Source organism: Sphingomonas sp. Leaf231, from assembly GCF_001421995.1.
Lineage (GTDB): Bacteria > Pseudomonadota > Alphaproteobacteria > Sphingomonadales > Sphingomonadaceae > Sphingomonas.
Map to the genome: position 1 here is coordinate 42,055 of NZ_LMLS01000003.1, position 18,534 is coordinate 60,588.

The 18,534-nt window shown below is 67.8% G+C and carries 13 protein-coding genes and 1 pseudogene; 5 read left to right on the forward strand and 9 right to left on the reverse strand.

Annotation, left to right across the window (positions count from 1 at the left end):
* Positions 1-32 precede the first annotated feature (32 nt).
* Complete coding sequence (locus tag ASE95_RS11535; RefSeq protein ID WP_056636350.1) at positions 33-1,406, forward strand: glutamate--cysteine ligase; 1,374 nt, start codon at positions 33-35, stop codon at positions 1,404-1,406.
* Positions 1,407-1,452: 46 nt separating this feature from the next.
* On the opposite strand, the gene ASE95_RS11540 is transcribed toward ASE95_RS11535, so the two are convergent.
* The 4 genes and pseudogenes from ASE95_RS11540 to ASE95_RS11555 form a co-directional block, all read right to left on the reverse strand.
* Positions 1,453-2,538, reverse strand: coding sequence for an arabinan endo-1,5-alpha-L-arabinosidase (locus ASE95_RS11540; protein ID WP_235528292.1), 1,086 nt, complete (start codon positions 2,536-2,538; stop codon positions 1,453-1,455).
* 54 nt (positions 2,539-2,592) lie between these two features.
* Positions 2,593-5,481 carry a TonB-dependent receptor gene (locus ASE95_RS11545; RefSeq protein ID WP_056636352.1) on the reverse strand — a complete coding sequence of 963 codons (2,889 nt, stop codon included), beginning with the start codon at positions 5,479-5,481 and terminating at the stop codon, positions 2,593-2,595.
* A gap of 228 nt (positions 5,482-5,709) precedes the next feature.
* Positions 5,710-6,741 (reverse strand): annotated as a pseudogene (locus ASE95_RS11550) (glycoside hydrolase family 43 protein); the annotation flags it as partial.
* Between the two features lie 11 nt (positions 6,742-6,752).
* Complete coding sequence (locus ASE95_RS11555) at positions 6,753-8,348, reverse strand: alpha-N-arabinofuranosidase (protein ID WP_082450100.1); 1,596 nt, start codon at positions 8,346-8,348, stop codon at positions 6,753-6,755.
* A gap of 157 nt (positions 8,349-8,505) precedes the next feature.
* On the opposite strand from ASE95_RS11555, the gene ASE95_RS11560 reads away from it, so the two are divergent.
* From ASE95_RS11560 to ASE95_RS11575, 4 genes are all read left to right on the forward strand, one after another.
* A complete protein-coding gene (locus tag ASE95_RS11560) occupies positions 8,506-9,354 on the forward strand; it encodes a FadR/GntR family transcriptional regulator (protein WP_235528293.1) in 849 nt (282 codons plus the stop codon).
* Positions 9,355-9,912: 558 nt separating this feature from the next.
* Positions 9,913-10,452 (forward strand): EF-hand domain-containing protein, encoded by a 540-nt coding sequence (locus ASE95_RS11565; RefSeq protein WP_156348014.1) that lies wholly within the window; start codon positions 9,913-9,915, stop codon positions 10,450-10,452.
* Positions 10,449-11,582 (forward strand): tRNA guanosine(34) transglycosylase Tgt, encoded by a 1,134-nt coding sequence (tgt, locus tag ASE95_RS11570; protein WP_056636355.1) that lies wholly within the window; start codon positions 10,449-10,451, stop codon positions 11,580-11,582. Before ASE95_RS11565 ends, tgt begins: the two co-directional genes overlap by 4 nt.
* Position 11,583: 1 nt before the next feature.
* Positions 11,584-11,790: a hypothetical protein gene (locus tag ASE95_RS11575; RefSeq protein WP_235528294.1), complete on the forward strand. Its 207-nt coding sequence runs from the start codon at positions 11,584-11,586 to the stop codon at positions 11,788-11,790.
* Between the two features lie 357 nt (positions 11,791-12,147).
* Here the strand turns inward: ASE95_RS11575 and katG are convergent, their stop codons facing one another.
* From katG to ASE95_RS11600, 5 genes are all read right to left on the reverse strand, one after another.
* Positions 12,148-14,382 carry a catalase/peroxidase HPI gene (gene katG / locus ASE95_RS11580; protein WP_056636359.1) on the reverse strand — a complete coding sequence of 745 codons (2,235 nt, stop codon included), beginning with the start codon at positions 14,380-14,382 and terminating at the stop codon, positions 12,148-12,150.
* A gap of 153 nt (positions 14,383-14,535) precedes the next feature.
* Entirely contained in the window at positions 14,536-15,066 is a 531-nt protein-coding gene (locus tag ASE95_RS11585) for a serine O-acetyltransferase (RefSeq protein WP_056636360.1), read from the reverse strand.
* On the reverse strand, positions 15,063-16,268 hold the full coding sequence (locus tag ASE95_RS11590; protein ID WP_056636362.1) for a glycosyltransferase family 4 protein: 1,206 nt from the start codon (positions 16,266-16,268) through the stop codon (positions 15,063-15,065). The genes ASE95_RS11585 and ASE95_RS11590 overlap by 4 nt, the downstream gene beginning before the upstream one ends.
* Positions 16,265-17,347 carry a glycosyltransferase family 4 protein gene (locus tag ASE95_RS11595; RefSeq protein ID WP_056636365.1) on the reverse strand — a complete coding sequence of 361 codons (1,083 nt, stop codon included), beginning with the start codon at positions 17,345-17,347 and terminating at the stop codon, positions 16,265-16,267. The genes ASE95_RS11590 and ASE95_RS11595 overlap by 4 nt, the downstream gene beginning before the upstream one ends.
* Positions 17,347-18,501, reverse strand: coding sequence for a glycosyltransferase (locus ASE95_RS11600; protein WP_056636367.1), 1,155 nt, complete (start codon positions 18,499-18,501; stop codon positions 17,347-17,349). The genes ASE95_RS11595 and ASE95_RS11600 overlap by 1 nt, the downstream gene beginning before the upstream one ends.
* Positions 18,502-18,534: the final 33 nt, after the last annotated feature.

Consider the following 18,534-nt stretch of genomic DNA (forward strand, 5'->3'; position numbering starts at 1 on the left):
GCGGCCGTTCGTCGCGGCGTAATGCGCGGCCCATGACGACCAAGACCGTTACGGACAGCCACGCAGCGGTCATCGAATCGCGCCACCAATTGATCGACCGGTTCGCCGGGGGCGAGAAGCCGGCCGAGCGCTGGCGGATCGGCACCGAGCACGAGAAGTTCGTCTATGCGACCAGCGATCATCATGCGCCGGCGTGGGACGAGCCGGGCGGCATCCGCGACCTGCTCCACGCGCTGGAGCCGCATGGCTGGCGCCCGGTCGAGGAGGGCGGCAAGATCATCGCGCTGACCGGTGCCGACGGTTCGGTCAGCCTGGAGCCGGCCGGGCAGTTCGAGCTGTCGGGCGCGCCGCTGGAGAATCTGCATCAGACGTGCGCCGAGACCGGTCGCCATCTGGCGCAGGTGAAGGAAGCGGGCGAGAAGCTGGGCATCGGGTTCCTCGGGCTGGGCATGTGGCCCGACAAGACGCGCGCCGAGCTGCCGATCATGCCCAAGGGCCGCTATGCGATCATGCTGCGCCACATGCCGCGCGTCGGCACGATGGGGCTGGACATGATGCTGCGCACCTGCACGATCCAGGTGAACCTGGATTATGCCAGCGAAGCCGATATGGTGAAGAAGTTTCGCGTCGGGCTGGCGCTGCAGCCGCTGGCGACCGCGCTGTTCGCCAATTCACCGTTCACCGAAGGCAAGCCGAGCGGCTTCCTCAGCTATCGCAGCCACATCTGGTCGGATACCGACCCGGCGCGTACCGGGATGCTGCCGTTCGTGTTCGAGGACGGCTTCGGGTACGAACGCTACGCCGACTACATGCTCGATGTGCCGATGTACTTCGCCTATCGCGAAGGACGCTATATCGATGCCGCCGGGCTGAGCTTCCGCGATTTCCTGCGCGGCGAATTGTCGGTGCTGCCAGGCGAGAAACCGACGATCGTCGATTGGGACGACCATCTGTCGACCGCCTTCCCCGAGGTGCGGCTGAAGACCTTCCTGGAAATGCGCGGCGCGGACGGCGGGCCGTGGAACCGGATCTGCGCGCTGCCGGCGTTCTGGGTCGGGTTGCTCTACGATCCGGTCGCGCTGGATGCGGCATGGGACGTCGTGAAGCACTGGACGCTGGAAGAGCGGCAGGCGCTGCGCGATGCGGTGCCGAAGCTGGGGCTGTCCGCGCCGATCGCGGGCGGCGGGCAGTTGCGCGACATCGCGGGCACGGTGCTGGACATCGCGCATGGCGGATTGAAGGCGCGCGCGCGGTTGAGCGGTGCGGGCGAGGACGAAACGGGCTTCCTGGAACCGCTGCGCGAGATCGTGCGTGCGGGCAAGGTTCCCGCCGAGCAGTTGCTCGACCGGTATCACGGCGTGTGGGGCGGGGACGTGTCGCGCGTCTACGGCGAGGCGAGCTTCTGATCCCCGGACCGCGCGGTGCCCGGTGCGGGCAGCGCGCGGTCATGTTTCACCGTGCCGCGGGCCAGCCGCCGGCATCCCAGACGAGCGGCTGGATCTGCAACGTCGGCGCGCCGTTCCGCTGCGTGTCATAGGCATGATAGACGATATGGTCGCCGCCGGGCTGTTGCAGGATCGCGACATGCCCGCGCCCGACATAGCGGCTGGTGGTCCCTTGCCCCGACGCGAGCACCGGCGTCCCGCCGCCGTCGAGCATCGCCTTGCCATCGCGGTCTACATACGGGCCGGTCGGCGCAGCGGCGCGTCCGACGACGGTGTTGTAGGTGCTGGCCGCGCCCCGACAGCAGCTGTCGAACGAGACGAACAGGTAATAGAAGCCGCCGTGGCGGATGACGAACGGCGCCTCGATCGCGCCGGGTGACGGGCGGGTGGCGATCGCCCGGAGCGTGTCGCCGCTGCGCCGCAGCCCGGTGGCAGGGTCCAGCTCGATCAGTTTGATGCCGCTCCAGAAACTGCCGAACGCCATCCATTGCCGGCCGTCGGCATCGGTGAAGACCGCCGGATCGATCGCGTTGTAATTGTCGCTGGTCGACGATTGCACCACCGGTCCCCGGTCGACCCAATTGGCGGCAGGGGCGGCGGGATCGATGCGGGTGGCGGTGGCGAGCCCGATCGCCGAGCGATTGGTTCCGAAGGTCGAAAGCGAGTAATACAGGCGGTATTCGTTGCCGACCTTGACGATATCGGGTGCCCACATGCCCGTCGCACCGGGGACCGCAGCCGCCGCCCAGGCGGGCAAGGCGGCGTAGGAACCGCCGCGCAGCGTCCAGTCGGTCAGGTCGGTCGACGTGCGCAGGCCCAGAAAGCCCTCCGCATCGCCGGCGTTGCCGGTGGTGAACAGATGATAGGTGCCGTTATCCAGAAGGATCGCGGGATCGTGGACCGGGCTGGTGTTGCCGGTCAGCGCGATCGAGCCGGTGTCGGCAGGAGTCGGCGTGGGCGTGAGTGTCGGGCTGGGCGTCGGCGTGGGAGTAGGGGTCGGCGCGACGACCACCGGAGCGACGCCGCTGCTGCTGGTACCGCCGCAACCGGCCAGTAAGGCAAGCGCCATCGTGGCGCCGAAACGCTTGTTCATCATCCTCTCCCGTCCCTTTTATGGGGCGGCCGTCGCCGGCCGCCCCGTCGTGCATCAGTCGAAGGTGTAGCGGACGCCGATCGCGAAGGTGCGCGGGATCAGCAACGTGCCCAGATTATATTGGGTCTGGTTGCCGGCATCGTCGAAGCGGTAATATTCCTGCTGCTTGGCCTTGGTCAGGTTGGTCGCATCGAAGGTGAGGCCGAGATCCTCGGTCAGCTTCGCGGTGAGTTGCAGGTCGAGGCTCTTGTCCGGGCGACGCCACACGCCGATCGGGTTGGCGAACAGCGCCGCTTCGTTGCGCTGGAAGAACTCCTTGCGCCAGACATAGGACAGGCGCGCGCCGACCGGGCCACGATCATAGGCGAGCGTCGCGTTGTACGAGAAATCCGACACGCCCGCGAAGGCGGAGCGAAGCTGACCGGTGACGGCACCCGCCTCGTTGAATTCCGGCACGTTCTGCGACGAATCGAGGAAGGTCGCGCTGCCCTGCACGCCCAGCCCGTCGAGGAACGACGGCAGGTAATGCGGGAAGTAGACCAGCCCGATCTCCGCGCCCTTCAGCACGCCGGCCGAGGCGTTTTCCGGCCGGTTCACGACAAAGCTGTTCGTGTTCAGGCCGGTGTTGAGCACGGTAACGCGCGAGCGGGCGCCGATCACCAGCCCATCGATCTCGCGCCGGAACAGCGTGGCGTACAGCGCGCTGTCGCGGTCGAAATACCATTCCAGGCCAAGGTCGTAACTGGTCGCCTCGGTCGGGCGCAGCGCGATGTTGCCGCTGCTGCCGGTGCCGTAGCCGACGTTGGTGAGATCGCCGGTCAGGTTGAAATTGGGGTTCAAATCCCCGAATTGCGGACGCCGCAACGTCTTGCCGAAGTTGAAGCGTGCACGCAGCGTCTCGGTCAGGTCGTAGCGGACCGTCGCCGACGGCAGCAGGCGGCTGGTCGCCTGCGATCCGCGCAGCCGCGCACCGGCGGCATACCGGTCGGTGAAGGTGAAATTGGTGTCGACGTCGACGTAGCGGACACCGGCCTGGATGTTGAGCGGACGGCCGAAGATCGTCAGCTGCGCGTCACCCTGGATATAGGCCGACATCGTCTTTTCATTGATGTCGAACACACGCGTCAGCGCCAGCCGGTCCGAGGTCAGGATGTTCGGGAACTTCGTCTGGTACAGGCCACGGATCTCGTCGGTATTGTCCAGCAGGTAATAGCCGTTGGTGTTGACCCACGAGGTCGGCACATCGGCCTGGCCGTCGAAGAACCCCTTGTTGGTGTATTGCAGCCCCTGTGGCAGCGTCGCGAAATTGGCGCCGAGCCCGCCGTTCGCGTCGGCGGCCTGCGAACGCACGTCGCTGGCGGCGTTGCGTGCGTCGTAGCGCAGCCCGGCCTTGATCTTGCGGAAGAAGCCGTAATCCCACGACTGGTCGGCATCGAGGGTGGCGGTGAACGCCGAGCCCTTGTCGCGATTGTCGTTGTCGTAGAATTCCGCGGCGGTCCAGCGCGCGGGATCGAGCAACTGGCTGTTGTCGGAGAAATTGTACGACGGGATGCCGTCGCCGGCGTTGAAATCGACATCGATCCGGCTGGCGACACGGTTGACGCGCATCGCGATGAACTCGGTGCGGTTCTTGCTGGTCTGATACGCGGCATCGGCGACGATCTTGCCATTGCCGACGTCCCACTTGCCGTTCAGCGCATAGACGAAGCTGTCGGTGCGCGCGCGCGTCGCATCGCCGCTGTTGAAGCCGAAGACGTCGCCGACCTGACGCGATTTGATGATGTTGCTGTCGGGATAGAGCGTGATCGTCGAGGCGGGATTGGGGCCGAGCTTGCCCCAGAAATCGACGAACGAGAACATCAGGCTGTTGTTGGTCGTCTGGCGAAAGCCGCTCCAGAAGAACTCGGCGGTGTAGGTCGAGGACGAATTGGGCGACCATTGCAGCGCGGCGTTGACCGACGGACGCTCGCGTTCACCCAGCAGGTCGCTGCTGAACACCGCGTCGCGCGAAAGGTAATATGGCGTGGCGATGCCGTTGACGAGCATGGTCGAACCGGGCGTATCGGCCAGCCCCTCACGCGTGCCGGGCAGCCATGCGCCGAGCCCCGGCGCGGGCGCGGCGAAACCGCTGGAGCTGGAGGCGAGCGGAAAGATGCGCTGAAGCGGCGACAGCCCGGTGCCCGCGGCGGGGTTCTCGGTCGCGAACGGCACCTGCGCGCCAGCGGCCACCGACATGGTGCGGAACTTGGTGCGCGACCAGCTGCCGTTGACCAGTACGCCGACGTCCCCGAGGCCGGTTTCCCAGCGATTGCTGATGAGGCCGGACACGTTCGGATTGAAGGTGTCGGCCTGCTCGTTGTAGATGCCGCGCGCGACGCCGGAAATCGCGAAACCGTCGAAATCGAACGGGCGGCGGGTGAAGACGTCGATCTGACCGGCCAGCCCGGTTTCGATCTGGTCGGCGGCCCGCGTCTTGTAGACGTCGACGCGTTTGACCAGATTGGCGGGAATGTCCTGCAATGCGAACGACTGGCCGGTGGTCGTGAAGATGATGCGGCCGTTCATCGTCGTCAGCGGATCGGTGAGGCCGCGGATCGACAATGCGCCCGCCTCTGCATTGCCGCGATCGGTGACCTGGACGCCGGTGACGCGCTGAAGCGCCTCCACCACGTTGTTGTCAGGCAATTTGCCGACGTCCTCGGCGACGATCGAGTCGACGATCTGGGTGGCGTTGCGCTTCACGTTCAGCGCCCCGACGATCGAGGCGCGCACGCCGGTGATGACGATGTCCTCGGCGCCGTCGGACGGCGTTCCGTCGGTAACGGGCTGTGACTGCTGGGCAGCGGTGCCGGGTGCCAGGCCGTCGGTCTGCGCCTGGGCGGCGTTCGCGATCAGCAGCGATGCGGCGGAAACGGAAAACAGGAATGTAGCGCGGTGTGCCATGTCACCCTCCCCTTGATTGCACTTTTTTGCTTATTACTCGGACATATATAATTTGTCCGTGCGTGCAATAGGAAAAATATAGCGAACGTTTTGGTGATGAAGCGGCGTTGGGAAGCGCGACGTTAGTCGTACACCAAGCTCCATTGCGCGGTCACAAAAAAGCGACCCGAAGCGTCATGCTCCGGGTCGCGTAACCAGCTACGAAAGCGGCAGTTCAGGTCAGGCGCGGGGCAGCGGCCCGTTGGCGAGCGGCGGATCGAATTGCGGCACGCCCGCAGCGTCGTAGCGGATCGGCTGCACGCGGGTATGGCGATTGGGATCGAACAGCGGATCGCCGACGATCTTCTCGTAATCGCGCGCGTGATAGACCAGCATGTCGCGCCCGCGTTCGTCGACGGTGAAGCTGTTGTGACCGGGGCCGAAGATCTTGCGTTCGCGCGACGTCTTCATCACCGGTTCCGGCGACTTCGCCCACACCGCCGGGTCCATGATGTCCGCGTCGTCACGCGCGGTGAGCATGCCCAGGCAGTAGCGCGCATCGGTGGCGCTGGCCGAATAGGTCATGAACAGCCGCCCATTGCGTGCCAGCAGCGCCGGTGCCTCGGCGACCTTGAACCCGCGAATCTCCCACGGCAGCGTCGGTACGGTCAGCCGCGCCGGCTTCGCTGCGAAGGTCAGCGGTGTCGTCAGCGGCGCGAGATAGAGGTTGGAGTTGGTGTCGAAACCCTCCTCACGCTGCGCCCATGCCATGTAGCGGGTGCCACGATGGACGAAGACGGTCGAATCGAGATTGAAGCTGTCCCACGGCGTCCGGAGCTGGCCCAGCACCGTCCAGGTGCCGGTCATCGGATCGGGCCCGTCGCAGACCACCGCATGGGTTCGGATGCGGAACACGTCCTCACCGCCGCCGCTCGGCCCGGCGGCGAAATACATGATCCACTTGCCGTCGATCAGATGCAGTTCGGGCGCCCAGAGGAACCCCGACAACGCGCCGGTCTTCTCGTGCCGCCACAGCACCTTTTCGGGGGCGGTGGTCAGGCCGGCGATCGTGCGCGCGCGGCGCAGCACGAGCCGGTCGTATTCGGGCACCGAACCGGTCAGGTAATACCAGCCGTCGGTGTGGCGGAACACCTGCGCGTCGGCGCGCTGGCGCACCAGCGGGTTGACGATCGTCGCCGCCGCCCCGCTGCGCCGCGCCAGCGCGGGGGCGGCGGCAAGCGCCGCGCCCCCGGCCACGAACAGGCGGCGCGACAGATGCATCGCGCTGCTCATCAGTTCAGGTCCAGCATGACGACCGACTTGGCCGGCAGCGTCACGGTCAACTGACCGCCGTTCAGCTGTGCGCCGTTGAAGGCGACCGGCACGACGGCGTTGGGCGCATCGAAGGTGTTGAGCGAATTGACCTTCGGCCCGGTCAGGACCTGCCCCGAAACGCGCGACGCGGTCAGCCCGGTGATCGTCGTCGTCACCGTGATGTCGCGGTTCGGATCGGCATTGGCGAGCGCGACGTGCGCCACCCCGGCCTTGTCGCGGACCGCCGAGGCGCTGACCGCCGGCATCACCCACTGATCCTTGTTGTACCACGGCGACTGGATGTCGATCGGCAGGACCGTGCCGTCCATGAACGGCTTGTACATCTTGAAGACGTGATAGGTCGGCGTCAGCACCATCTTGTTGCCATCGGTCAGGATCATCGCCTGCAGCACGTTCACCATCTGCGCGATGGCGGTCATGCGGACGCGATCGGCATGCTTGGCGAAGATGTTGAGGTTGATCGCGGCGACCAGCGCGTCACGCAAGCTGTTCTGTTGACGCAGGAAACCCGGATGCGTGCCCGGATCCTGACCGTACCACGTGCCCCATTCGTCGACCGCCAGGTACACGCGCTTGCCCGGATCGTACTTGTCCATGATGGCGCTGTGCTTGGTGACCAGCTCCTCCATCTTCCACGTCCCGGCGAGCGTTTCGGCCCAGCCCGTCTCGTCGAAGTCGATCGCCGACGCCCTGGGCGCCCAGCCGCCGGGGACGGTGTAATAATGGAGCGAGAGGCCATCGAGCTTGTCGCTCGCCTCGCGCATCATCACCTCGGTCCAGTTATAATCGTCGACGTTCGCGCCCGAGGCGATCTTCTCGATCTTCGTGCCGGCCGGTGCCTTGATGAAGGTGGCGTAACGGCGCGTGACGTCGGCGGCATATTCCGGCTTCATGTTGCCGCCGCAGCCCCACAATTCGTTGCCGATGCCGAAATACGGCAGCTTCCACGGTTGCTTGCGGCCGTTCTTCGCGCGCTCATCGGCGAGCGACCCCGCGGGCGAGGTCATGTATTCGACCCACTCGGCCATTTCCTGCGGCGTGCCGTTGCCGACGTTGCCGGAAATGTAGACCTCCGCGCCGATCTGCTCGGTCACGTCCATGAACTCGTGCGTGCCGACGGTGTTCGGCTCGGTCACGCCACCCCAGTGGGTGTTGATCTTGACCGGGCGCTTGTTCTTCGGGCCGATTCCCTCGCGCCAGTGATATTCGTCGGCGAAGCAGCCGCCCGGCCAGCGGATGACCGGGGTGCCGAGATCGCGCAGCGCGCCGACGACGTCATTGCGGAAACCGCGCGTATTCGGGATCTTGCGATCGTTGCCGACCCACAATCCGCCGTAGATGCCGTTGCCGAGATGCTCCGCGAACTGGGTGAAGATGCGCTTGTCGTAGGTCGGCCCGGCCCTGTCGGCGCGCAGCGCGATCGTCGCCGTATTCGGGGCCGTATTCGGGGAGGCCGCCGGGGCGGGGGCGGGAGCGTCCTGAGCGGTCGCAGCGCCCAGCGACGCGGTGCCCAGCGCAAGCGCGCCGGCATAAGCGAACAAACGTGCCTTCATCCTATCCTCCCGAATGAGGCGCCGGACGATTTTGTCCCGACGCTGTTTTTTCCTCATTACTCGGACATTAGATTCCGCTATCGCCGAATGCAACGTTCGTTTCGTGCCGAGATGCGGGTTGCCACACGTTGCGGAAACGGATCACAAAGGGGGGGTGATGGCGGATCGGGAGAGCGGCATGCCGCAAAAAGGCGGCGATGCACAGGCTGATGAAGCGGCTGCCCACGACGGCGTGCCCGCCGAGGGGGTGGCCGCGGACGCGGCGGTCGTCGATGGCGCCGTCGTCGATGGGGCGCGCGGATCGGTGCGCGGCACCGGGCGGCGGCTGCACGGCGCGATCGCGCATAAACTGGGCACCGCGATCGTTTCCGGCGAATATGCGCCGGGCGACACGCTGTCGGGCGAGATCGCCTTTTCCGAAGCGCTGGACGTATCGCGCAGCGCGTATCGCGAAGCGATGCAGGTGCTGGCCGCCAAGGGGCTGGTCGAGAGCCGCCCGAAGGCAGGCACGCGCGTGTTGCCGCGGGAACGCTGGAACCTGCTGGACCCGGACGTGCTGGCCTGGGCGTTCGCGGGCGCGCCCGACGTGCAGTTCGTGCGCGCGCTGTTCGAGTTGCGCGCGATCGTCGAGCCGGCGGCGGCGGGGCTGGCGGCGCAGCGCCGCGACAAGGCCGATTTGAAGGCGATGAAGGATGCGCTGGGCGGCATGCGTCGCCACACGCTGGCGACCGAGGCGGGGCGCGCCGCAGACAAGGATTTCCACAATGCGGTGCTGCGCGCGACGCGCAACGACGCGCTGATGGTGCTGAGCGCGAGCATCGGCGCGGCGATCCACTGGACCACGCAGTACAAGCAGCGCGCGCGCGCGTTGCCGCGCAACCCGATCCCCGACCATGTCCGCGTCCACGATGCGATCGTGGCACAGGACGTGGTGGCCGCCACCGCCGCGATGCGCACGCTGGTCGACCTGGCGCTGGAAGATACCAAATCGGCGATGGAGGAATGAGCGGCGAGCCGTTTCGTCCGCGCCAGGTCGTCTCGGCCGACGGGCGCTGACGGGAACGGTCAACGGCCGGCCTGGATGCGCCCGCCGACCACCAGCGCGTCGCGACCAAGGGAGCGGAAGACGCATCGCAGGTCCGGCTCGATGCTGAGCAACGATGCGACAGGCGCTCTCGACGATCAGCGCGCTTCGACGTGTTCGATGCAGCGGTAGCGCCGCCTAAGCCACGCCGCGCTGACGGCAGGACGATGCGGTGGTGCGGGTGGTGCGTGCCGACCCCGGTGCGGACCAGCGCGCCGCCGAGATGGTGCCCGGCGGCATCGAGGCGGCGGTCCCCCGCAGCGCAACCAGCCGCCCCGCGCCCCGGAGCCACGCCCGCGCCGATGACGTGGTGGGTGGCACGGGTCAGCGGATGTTCGAGCGGCCCGTAGCCGCCGCTGTCGCGGACCGCCACCTGGTGCGTGCGGCACGCCCTTGTATCCCGTTGGTGCCCCGCGCCGCGACGGCGCGTGACAGGCCAAGACGCTGGCGATGTACGCACGCTTATGTCACGGAGCGGGGATGATTCCGTTTGCGTTGTTCCTGCTTTCCGCGGCCCTGTCGAATGGCGGGCCGCAGGATGGCGACATCACCGTCCGCGCGCCGTTGCCCGCCACGCCGCAGACCCCGGCCACGATGGTGGTCGAACCGGCCGCGATGATGATCGCAGCGTGCGACCGGGACGGCGATGCGCTGGTCGAGCGATACGAACTGGAGGAATGTGTCGCGGCGTCGTTCGCCGCGATCGATACGGGCAGGACCGGACGGATGCGCTATATCGCGTTCGGCGACTGGGCGCTGCGGTTCCTGGGCGATCGTGCGGCGTTGCCAAGCCCGTACGAGGTCGATCGCGACAATGACGAGGCGGTGACGCTGGTGGAGTTGCAGGATCATTTCTCGCGGTTGTTCGCGCGGTACGATCGCGACGCCAGCCACGCGCTGAGCCGGGCCGAGCTGCTGACGTATCGCACGATGCCGGTCGACGCGCAGGGGCCGACCGCGGGGCGGCGGCCGGAAAAGAAGAAGACGTCCGCCGCATCGCGGCGCGGGGACCGGCGATGACGCGATTCGGCTTCGCGATCGCCGCCACCGATGGCGCGGCGCGCACCGGCACGATCGCGATGCAGCGCGGCACGATCCGCACGCCGGCGTTCATGCCGGTCGGCACCGCCGCGACCGTAAAGGCGATGAAGCCCGCCGACGTCGAGCGCGCCGGCGCGGACATCATCCTGGGCAACACCTATCACCTGATGTTGCGCCCCGGCGCGGAGCGGGTGGCGCGGCTGGGCGGGCTGCATCGCTTCATGGGATGGGACAAGCCGATCCTGACCGATTCGGGCGGCTATCAGGTGATGAGCCTGTCGGCGCTGACCAAACGATCCGAGGAGGGGGTGGCGTTCGCGTCGCATCTGGACGGGACGCGACACATGATCACGCCCGAACGCTCGATCGAGATCCAGCGGTTGCTGGGCAGCAACATCGTGATGGCGTTCGACGAGCTGGTGCCGACCACCTCGACGCGCGAGGTGCAGGCGGCTGCGATGGAACGATCGATGCGCTGGGCGCGGCGCAGTCGCGACGCCTTCGACGGCGGCGGCGACCATGCGGCGTCGAACGCGATCTTCGGGATCCAGCAGGGCGCGCTGGACGAAGGATTGCGGCGCGCGTCGGCCGATGCGTTGGTCGACATCGGGTTCGACGGCTATGCGATCGGCGGGCTTGCGGTGGGCGAGGGGCAGGAGGCGATGTTCGGATGCCTCGATTTCGCGCCGGGGCAATTGCCCGCCGACCGGCCCCGCTATCTGATGGGGGTCGGCAAGCCGACCGACATCGTCGGCGCGGTGGAACGCGGCGTCGACATGTTCGATTGCGTGATGCCGACGCGCTCGGGGCGAACGGGGCAGGCGTTCACGCGCGGCGGCCCGATCAACATCCGCAACGCGCGCTTCGCCGAGGATCAGGGGCCGCTGGACCCGGAATGCGGGTGTGCGGTGTGTTCGACGTGGAGCCGCGCCTATATCCACCATCTGGTGCGGGCGGGCGAGATGCTGGGCGCGATGTTGATGACCGAACACAATATTGCCTTCTACGAGGCGTTGATGGCGGATCTGCGCGACGCGATCGCCGAGGGGCGGCTGACGGCGTTCGCCAATGGTTTTCGCGCGCGCTATGACGCGCCAAAAGGAGAGTGACGTGAGCGACGACGAACCCAACGAGATCCTCGCGACCGCCGCGGCGGCCAAGGCGCACGAAGAGGCGGGTGCCTCCGGCGCGGCGGCGTTGCAGCGCAAGGGGCGCTGGCAGCCGGGCAAGACCTGGCTGGGCGTCGGGATCGGATCGGCGGCGGTGGCCGCGGCGGTGCTGTTCGCCAATTCGCGCCGGGACGACGGAAAGAAATAAGGTCGCGGCGGCGGGCGGCACGGCGCGGCCGGTCGCCCGTGGACCGTCGCGGGGCGGGGACAAGCGACGCTCGCCCTGGCGTGGGCGGCCGTGGGCGGCGATCCGTGCGGCCTCCGTGGCGGGACCGGATCGCTTCGCTGTGTTCGCCGTGGCGATGGTTATAGCGACCGCGCGCGCGAATTCGCGGCACATATCGCGCCGCGTAAGGTTCGGCCGCCGGCGTGGGGGGCACACCGGCGGCCCCGACTTTTACAGCCACGGGGCGACCCGAAGGGCTGTTCGGCCGGTAACAGCAGAGGGGACCGGGCGGCGACCATGCGGTGCTGCCCGGTCCCCTCCTAAATCATCAACGGCTTACTAGCCGATCGCTCCGTGCGTGACCAGATCAAAACGGTCCGCGTTCATCACCCTGGTCCAGGCGGTGATGAAGTCCGCGACGAACTTGTCCCGGCCGTCGTCGCAGGCATAGACCTCCGACAGCGCGCGCAGTTGCGAGTTGGAGCCAAACACGAGATCGGTGCGCGAGGCGGTCCACTTGCGTTCGTGCGTGGTGCGATCGGTGCCGACGAATTCCTGATCGCTTTCGTCGCTGACCTGCTTCCACGCGGTGTTCATGTCGAGCAGGTTGACGAAGAAGTCGTTGGTCAGCTGCCCCACGCGAGTGGTGAACACGCCATGTTCGGTGCCGAGCGCATTGGCGCCGAGGACGCGCAGACCACCGACCAGCACCGCCATCTCGGGCGCGGTGAGGCCGAGCAACTGTGCACGGTCGACCAGCAATTCCTCGGTCGGCACGTTGAACTGCACCTGAAGATAGTTGCGGAAGCCGTCGGCCTTCGGTTCGAGGACGTCGAAGCTTTCGGCGTCGGTCTGCTCCTCAAGTGCGTCGGTACGCCCCGGCACGAACGGGACCGCGACGTCATGCCCGGCGTCGCGTGCCGCCTTTTCCACCGCGGCGGTACCGCCGAGCACGATCAGATCGGCGATCGACACGCGCTTGCCGCCGGTCGCCGCACCGTCGAACTCGGCCTTCACCCGTTCCAGCACGCCGAGCACGCGGGTCAGGTTCTCCGGCTCGTTCACCTCCCAGTCGCGTTGCGGCGCGAAGCGGATGCGTGCGCCGTTGGCCCCGCCGCGCTTGTCCGACCCGCGATAGGTGGAGGCGGAGGCCCAGGCGGTCTTCACCAGATCCTGCACCGACAGCCCGCTGGCAAGCAGCGTCGCCTTCAGCGCGGACACATCGGCATCGTCGATCAGCGGATGATCGACCGCCGGAATCGGATCCTGCCAGATCAGATCTTCCTGCGGCACCTCGCTGCCGAGGTAACGCAGCTTCGGCCCCATGTCGCGATGGGTCAGCTTGAACCACGCGCGCGCCCAGGCGTCGGCGAAATAGGCAGGGTCGGCGCGGAACCGCTCCATCACCGCGCGGTATCGCGGATCGACCTTCAGCGCCATGTCGGCCGAGGTCATCATCGTCGGCACCTTCTTGCCCGGCGTGTGCGCGGCGGGGGCGAGCGTCTCGTCGGGGTTGCCGACCGGCTGGAATTGATGCGCGCCCGCCGGACTCTTCACCAATTCGTATTCATGGTCGAGCAGCATGTCGAAATAGGTCATGTCCCACGTCGTCGGCGTCGGCGTCCACGCCCCTTCGATCCCGGAGGTGATGGTGTGATCGCCCATGCCGCTTTCGTGCGTGGAGGCCCAGCCGAGGCCCTGCGCCGCGATGTCGGCACCCTCCGGCTCGCGGCCGACCAGCTTGGGATCGCCCGCGCCATGCGACTTGCCGAACGTGTGGCCACCGGCGGTGAGCGCGGCGGTCTCCTCGTCGTTCATGCCCATGCGCGCGAATGTCTCACGCATGTCGCGCGCCGACCCCATCGGGTTGGGGCAGCCGCCCGGCCCCTCCGGATTGACGTAGATGAGGCCATGCTGGATCGCGGCGAGCGGGCTTTCGAGTGCCAGCCCGGCCTCCTCGTCGATACGGGTCTGGCCGAGCCATTCCTCCTCCGTACCCCAATAGACGTCGCGTTCCGGCTCGAACACGTCCTTGCGCCCGCCGCCGAAGCCGAAGGTCGGGCCGCCCATCGATTCGATCGCGACGTTGCCGGTCAGGATGAACAGATCGGCCCAGCTGAGCGCGCGGCCGTATTTCTGCTTGATCGGCCACAACAGGCGGCGCGCCTTGTCGAGGTTGCCGTTGTCCGGCCACGAATTGAGCGGCGCGAATCGCTGCTGACCGGCCGACGAGCCGCCGCGACCGTCACCGGTGCGGTACGTCCCCGCGGAATGCCACGCCATGCGGATGAAGAACGGGCCGTAATGACCGTAATCGGCCGGCCACCACGGCTGGCTGTCGGTCATCAGCGCGGTGAGATCGGCCTTCACCGCCGCCAGATCGAGCTTCAGGAACTCGGCCGCATAGTCGAAGTCGTCGCCGAACGGGCTACCCGACTTGCCCTGTTGGTGGAGGATGTCGATCGACAGCGATTCGGGCCACCAGTCGCGCGCGGTGTGGCCGAGCAGCTTGCGCATCGCGGCGGGCTGCTTCTTCGGATCGTTGATCGGGCTACCTTCGGTGATGGCGTCCATGGGTCGTGCTCCTCTCGCGCCTGTGGGGCGATGTGCGGCAGCCGCCGGTCACGGAGCGCGCACCGCCGTTCCACGGCCTGTGACGACGGTGATAGCGGAGCAGGCGTGATCGGAAAAATGCGAAATCGTGGACGGTATGATCGAGTAAGGCGATCAGGGAGCCGCGGCTATCGTCCGCGCCGCATGGATCGCGCCGGCGGCGGGGAGCGCGACGCCGTGCGCGGGCACGTCGTGGCGGACCAGCGCGCCCGCCGCGATCGTCGCGTCATGGCCGACGGTGATCTCGCCGGTGACGACCGCGCCGGCGTAGATGACCGTGCCGTCGCCGACGACCGGATAGACCGCCTCGTTGGCGGCGCGACGGCCGAAGGTGACGTGTTGATAGACGGTGACGTCCGCGCCGATCACGGTGTCCGCACCGACGACGATTCCGACAGGATGCGGCAGGCGCAGTCCGGGGCCGATCTTCGCGGTGGGATCGAAATAGCAGCCGTAGTTGCGGACGATGCGCCGCCACACGAGCTTTTCGAGCAACCGCCCGAACGGGCCGCCCCGCAAATGCCCCCAGCGCATGATGCGGTAGAGCGTGACCACCGCGAAGCCGGGGTTCAGGAACCAGCCGATCGCCGCGCCCTTCAGCCCATGGCGCGCGGCGTTCGCGTAGAGATCACGCCGCCACGTCACCGCGCCGCCACCGCGGCGATCGCATCGGCATAGGCCGCGCGATTTTCGGTGACGATGCGATCCTCCGCGAACCAGCCCAGCGCCGCCGGATCGCGCAAGCCACCGGTTCGCCACGCCGATGCATCGGCCAGCGCGGTGTCCATCGCCGCGGCGAGCGCGTCGACGTCGGTGGGTTGATACGTGATCGAATGTGCTGCCAGATCGGCGATCTCCGGAATGCCACCCGCCTCCGCACAGATCGCCGACAGGCCGTAGGACAAGGCCTCGATCAGGGTGCGCGGCAACGGTTCGGGCCAGACCGAGGCGATCAGCACGGTATCGATCGCGCGGTAGAAGTCGCCGGCCTGCGCGAAGCCGATCCATTCGATGCGCGGATCGGGGTAGCGCGCCTTGAGGTCGGCGACATATTCGGCGACGCCGACACCCGCGATGCGCAGCCGCCAGTCGGCACGGGTGATGCGGGTGGTCGCCTCCAGCACGACGTCGATGCCCTTTTCGGCCTCGATCCGGCCGATGAAGCCGAAGACGAACGGCGCGCCGGGCGCAGGCGTGTCGCGCGGCTGTTCGTCGAGCGGCACGATGTTGAAGATCCGCCGCGCGGGCACGCCGGGAAAATACCCCTCCGCATGGTGGCGACGGATGACGTAATCGCTGTTCGAGACCAGTTGGTCGACCGATGCCGATTCGCGCTGCCCCGGTGCGGTGAGCACGCGGCATTCGAGACAGCGGGTGGTGCAGTTCGCGCCGTTCTTGAACAACGCCGAGCGGGTGCACATCACGCCGTAATCGCGCAGCGTCTGCACCAGCGGGATGCCGCGCCGCTTGATCTCACGCCAGATCGCCGGGCTGAACCCGGTGATGACGTTGCAATGAACGACATCGGGGCGGACCGTATCGAGCAGCGCGCCGATGCGGCGGGCGGCGGCACGGTTCCAGCGATTGCGCGCATGCCATTGCAGGCGCTTCAGCCTGGGTTGCGCGGGAGCGTCGGGATCATAGGGCCAATAGGCATTGTCCATCGGCAGGCGATGGACCGTGACGCCGTTCTTCCGTTCGACCGCCGGGGTGGCGATGTCGTCGAGCGTGGCGACGATCACCTCGTCACCGGCGCGGACCAGCGCCTCGGCGAGGAGCGAAACCGATTTTTCCGCGCCGCCGATCCGGTGCGGGGGATAGAGGACGTTGACGATCAGGACCTTCATCGCGCCGCAACCTTCGCACAGGCATCGGCGAGCACGCGCGCGGACCCGCGCCACGTGTAGCGCGCGACGCGTTCGTGACCCTTTACCAGCCGGTCGCGGCGCAGCGCGCCGTCGGCATCGTCGAGCAGCATCTGCATCAGCCGCGCGAGCGTGGCGTCGTCGTGCGGCTCGAAATAATCCGCCGCCGGGCCGCACACCTCGCGCACCGCGGGCGCGGTGCTGGCGAGGACGGGGCAGTCGTTGACGAACGCTTCCAGCGGAGGGATGCCGAACCCTTCGTAGATGCTGGGGAAGATCAGCGCGCGCGCGCCCTGCATCAGCCCGGCGACCTCCGCATCGTCGAGCCGGCCCGGCAGCAGCACGTCCGCGCCCGGTTCCGGCAGCCCCGCGGTCCCGAATACCGAACGGTCCATCCGGCCGACCGCCACCAGTTTCGCACTGCCCGGCGTCAACCGGGCGAGGGCGCGGAGCGCGACGGCAAGGTTCTTGTTGCGGGTGAGATTGCCGAGGGTGAGGAAATAGCCGCCCTTCGTCAGCCCGAGCCGTTCGACCACCCCGGCATCGGGGGCGATCGACAGATGTTCGGCCCCGTTGGTGGCGACGACGATGTCGCGTTCGGCGACCGGCAGCACCTCCGCCAGTTCGCGGCGCGAGAATTCGGATACGGTGGCGACCACCGCCCGGCGCGCGAGCAGCCGGTCGAGCAGCGTATGCGCCATGACGTAGGGCTTGCTGAAATGTTCGGGATGGCGCTGCACCGCGGCGTCATGGATCACCACCACCTGCCGCCGGAGCGCGACCGGGCCGGTCATCGCCAGGCACAGAGCGGTGCCGCCGCGCGCGGCGCGGGCGAAATCGACCTGATCCCAGAAATGGCCCGCGCGCTTGCCGCAGATGCGCGTCTCGATATTCGCGAGGTCGAGCGCGCGCGCGCCCGGCGGGGTCAGCAGGACATAGCGGGCGGGCAGCGCGCCTTCCCCGGCGAGCGCGTCCAGCGCGGTCACGATTTCCTGCGCGTAACGCTGCACCCCGCTGACCGGCTGGGTCAGGAAGCGACCGTTGATGTAGACGGTATCCATCAGCGCGGTCCGATCAGGCTGCGATACAGCCGCTCGGTTTCATCGATCATGCGCATTCCGTTCACCTCGTTGCTGCGCCGGGCGGCGGCGGCGGCCATCGCCTCGCGTGCGTCCGCATCGGTGCCGATCAGGATGGCGGTGTCGACCAGCCGGTCGACCACCGTGTCGTCGTTGGGGACGATCGCGCCGCAGCCGGTATCGCCGATCACGTCCTGAGCGCCCGCCACATCGGTGGTGACGATCGGGACATGCGCGGCGAGGCTTTCGAGCAGGACGTAGGACAGCCCTTCGTACCGGCTGGTCATCATCACCGCGTCGAAGGCGGGGAGCAGTTCCTGCGCGCGGGACTGGCGGTGCCAGACGAACCGGTCGGCCATGCCGGTGGCGGCGATATCGCGTTCGACCGCATCGGCGTGTTCGCCGTCGCCCAGAATCACCGGGCGCAGCCGCGGCACGCGCTCCATGGCGCGGCGCATCGCCTCTACGAAGCGTTCGGGCGCCTTTTGATAGGACAGCCGCCCGACGAAGCCGATCACGATATCGTCGGCGGACAGGCCGAGCCGCGCACGCGCCTGTTCGCGGGTGACGTCGGGCGTGTGGATCACGCCGTTGCGGATCAGGTGGCAGCGGCCGTCGGCGATGTGCAGCCGGCGCGCGAAATCCAGTTCCTCGCCCGACACGGCGATCAGCGCATCGGTGCGCAGGCCCAGCGCGATCTCCGCGCCGTTGAACAGCACACGTGCCGCCAGCGACGCACCGGGATCGAGCCCGCGAAACGCATGGGGGGTGTAGACGCGCTTCGCCGTGCCGATGTCGGCGAGCCGGACGAGCGCCCCCGCCTTGGAGCTGTGGCCGTGGACGATGTCGAACGGACCGGCGCGGCGCACCGCGACGCCCAGCGCGCGGGCCGAGGCGACATCGTGCAGGCCGAGCGAACGGTGCATCTCCAGCGGTTCGGCGACGACCGGCAGCGCCGCGATCTCGGCCAGGTGCCGCGCGTCGGCGCGGACCGGCGAATAGATGAGGTGGACGTGGTGGCCGCGTTGCTGGAAGGCGCCGGCCAGATCCATGACGTGACGGCTCGCCCCGCCGCCGCCGGCCTCGATCACCAGGCAGATCCGCAGCGCCGCCGCCGTGTCGCCACGGCGGTTCATGCGCGCGCTCCGCGCGATCCGGCCGACGCCGCT

Excerpts from the sequence above, each read along its gene's own strand:
- ASE95_RS11540 (WP_235528292.1), bottom strand. The coding sequence starts at position 2,538 with ATGAACAAGCGTTTCGGCGCCACGATGGCGCTTGCCTTACTGGCCGGT.
- ASE95_RS11565 (WP_156348014.1), top strand. The coding sequence starts at position 9,913 with ATGATTCCGTTTGCGTTGTTCCTGCTTTCCGCGGCCCTGTCGAATGGC.
- ASE95_RS11560 (WP_235528293.1), top strand. The coding sequence starts at position 8,506 with ATGGCGGATCGGGAGAGCGGCATGCCGCAAAAAGGCGGCGATGCACAG.
- tgt (WP_056636355.1), top strand. The coding sequence starts at position 10,449 with ATGACGCGATTCGGCTTCGCGATCGCCGCCACCGATGGCGCGGCGCGC.
- ASE95_RS11535 (WP_056636350.1), top strand. The coding sequence starts at position 33 with ATGACGACCAAGACCGTTACGGACAGCCACGCAGCGGTCATCGAATCG.
- ASE95_RS11555 (WP_082450100.1), bottom strand. The coding sequence starts at position 8,348 with ATGAAGGCACGTTTGTTCGCTTATGCCGGCGCGCTTGCGCTGGGCACC.
- ASE95_RS11590 (WP_056636362.1), bottom strand. The coding sequence starts at position 16,268 with ATGAAGGTCCTGATCGTCAACGTCCTCTATCCCCCGCACCGGATCGGC.
- katG (WP_056636359.1), bottom strand. The coding sequence starts at position 14,382 with ATGGACGCCATCACCGAAGGTAGCCCGATCAACGATCCGAAGAAGCAG.
- ASE95_RS11600 (WP_056636367.1), bottom strand. The coding sequence starts at position 18,501 with ATGAACCGCCGTGGCGACACGGCGGCGGCGCTGCGGATCTGCCTGGTG.
- ASE95_RS11545 (WP_056636352.1), bottom strand. The coding sequence starts at position 5,481 with ATGGCACACCGCGCTACATTCCTGTTTTCCGTTTCCGCCGCATCGCTG.
- ASE95_RS11595 (WP_056636365.1), bottom strand. The coding sequence starts at position 17,347 with ATGGATACCGTCTACATCAACGGTCGCTTCCTGACCCAGCCGGTCAGC.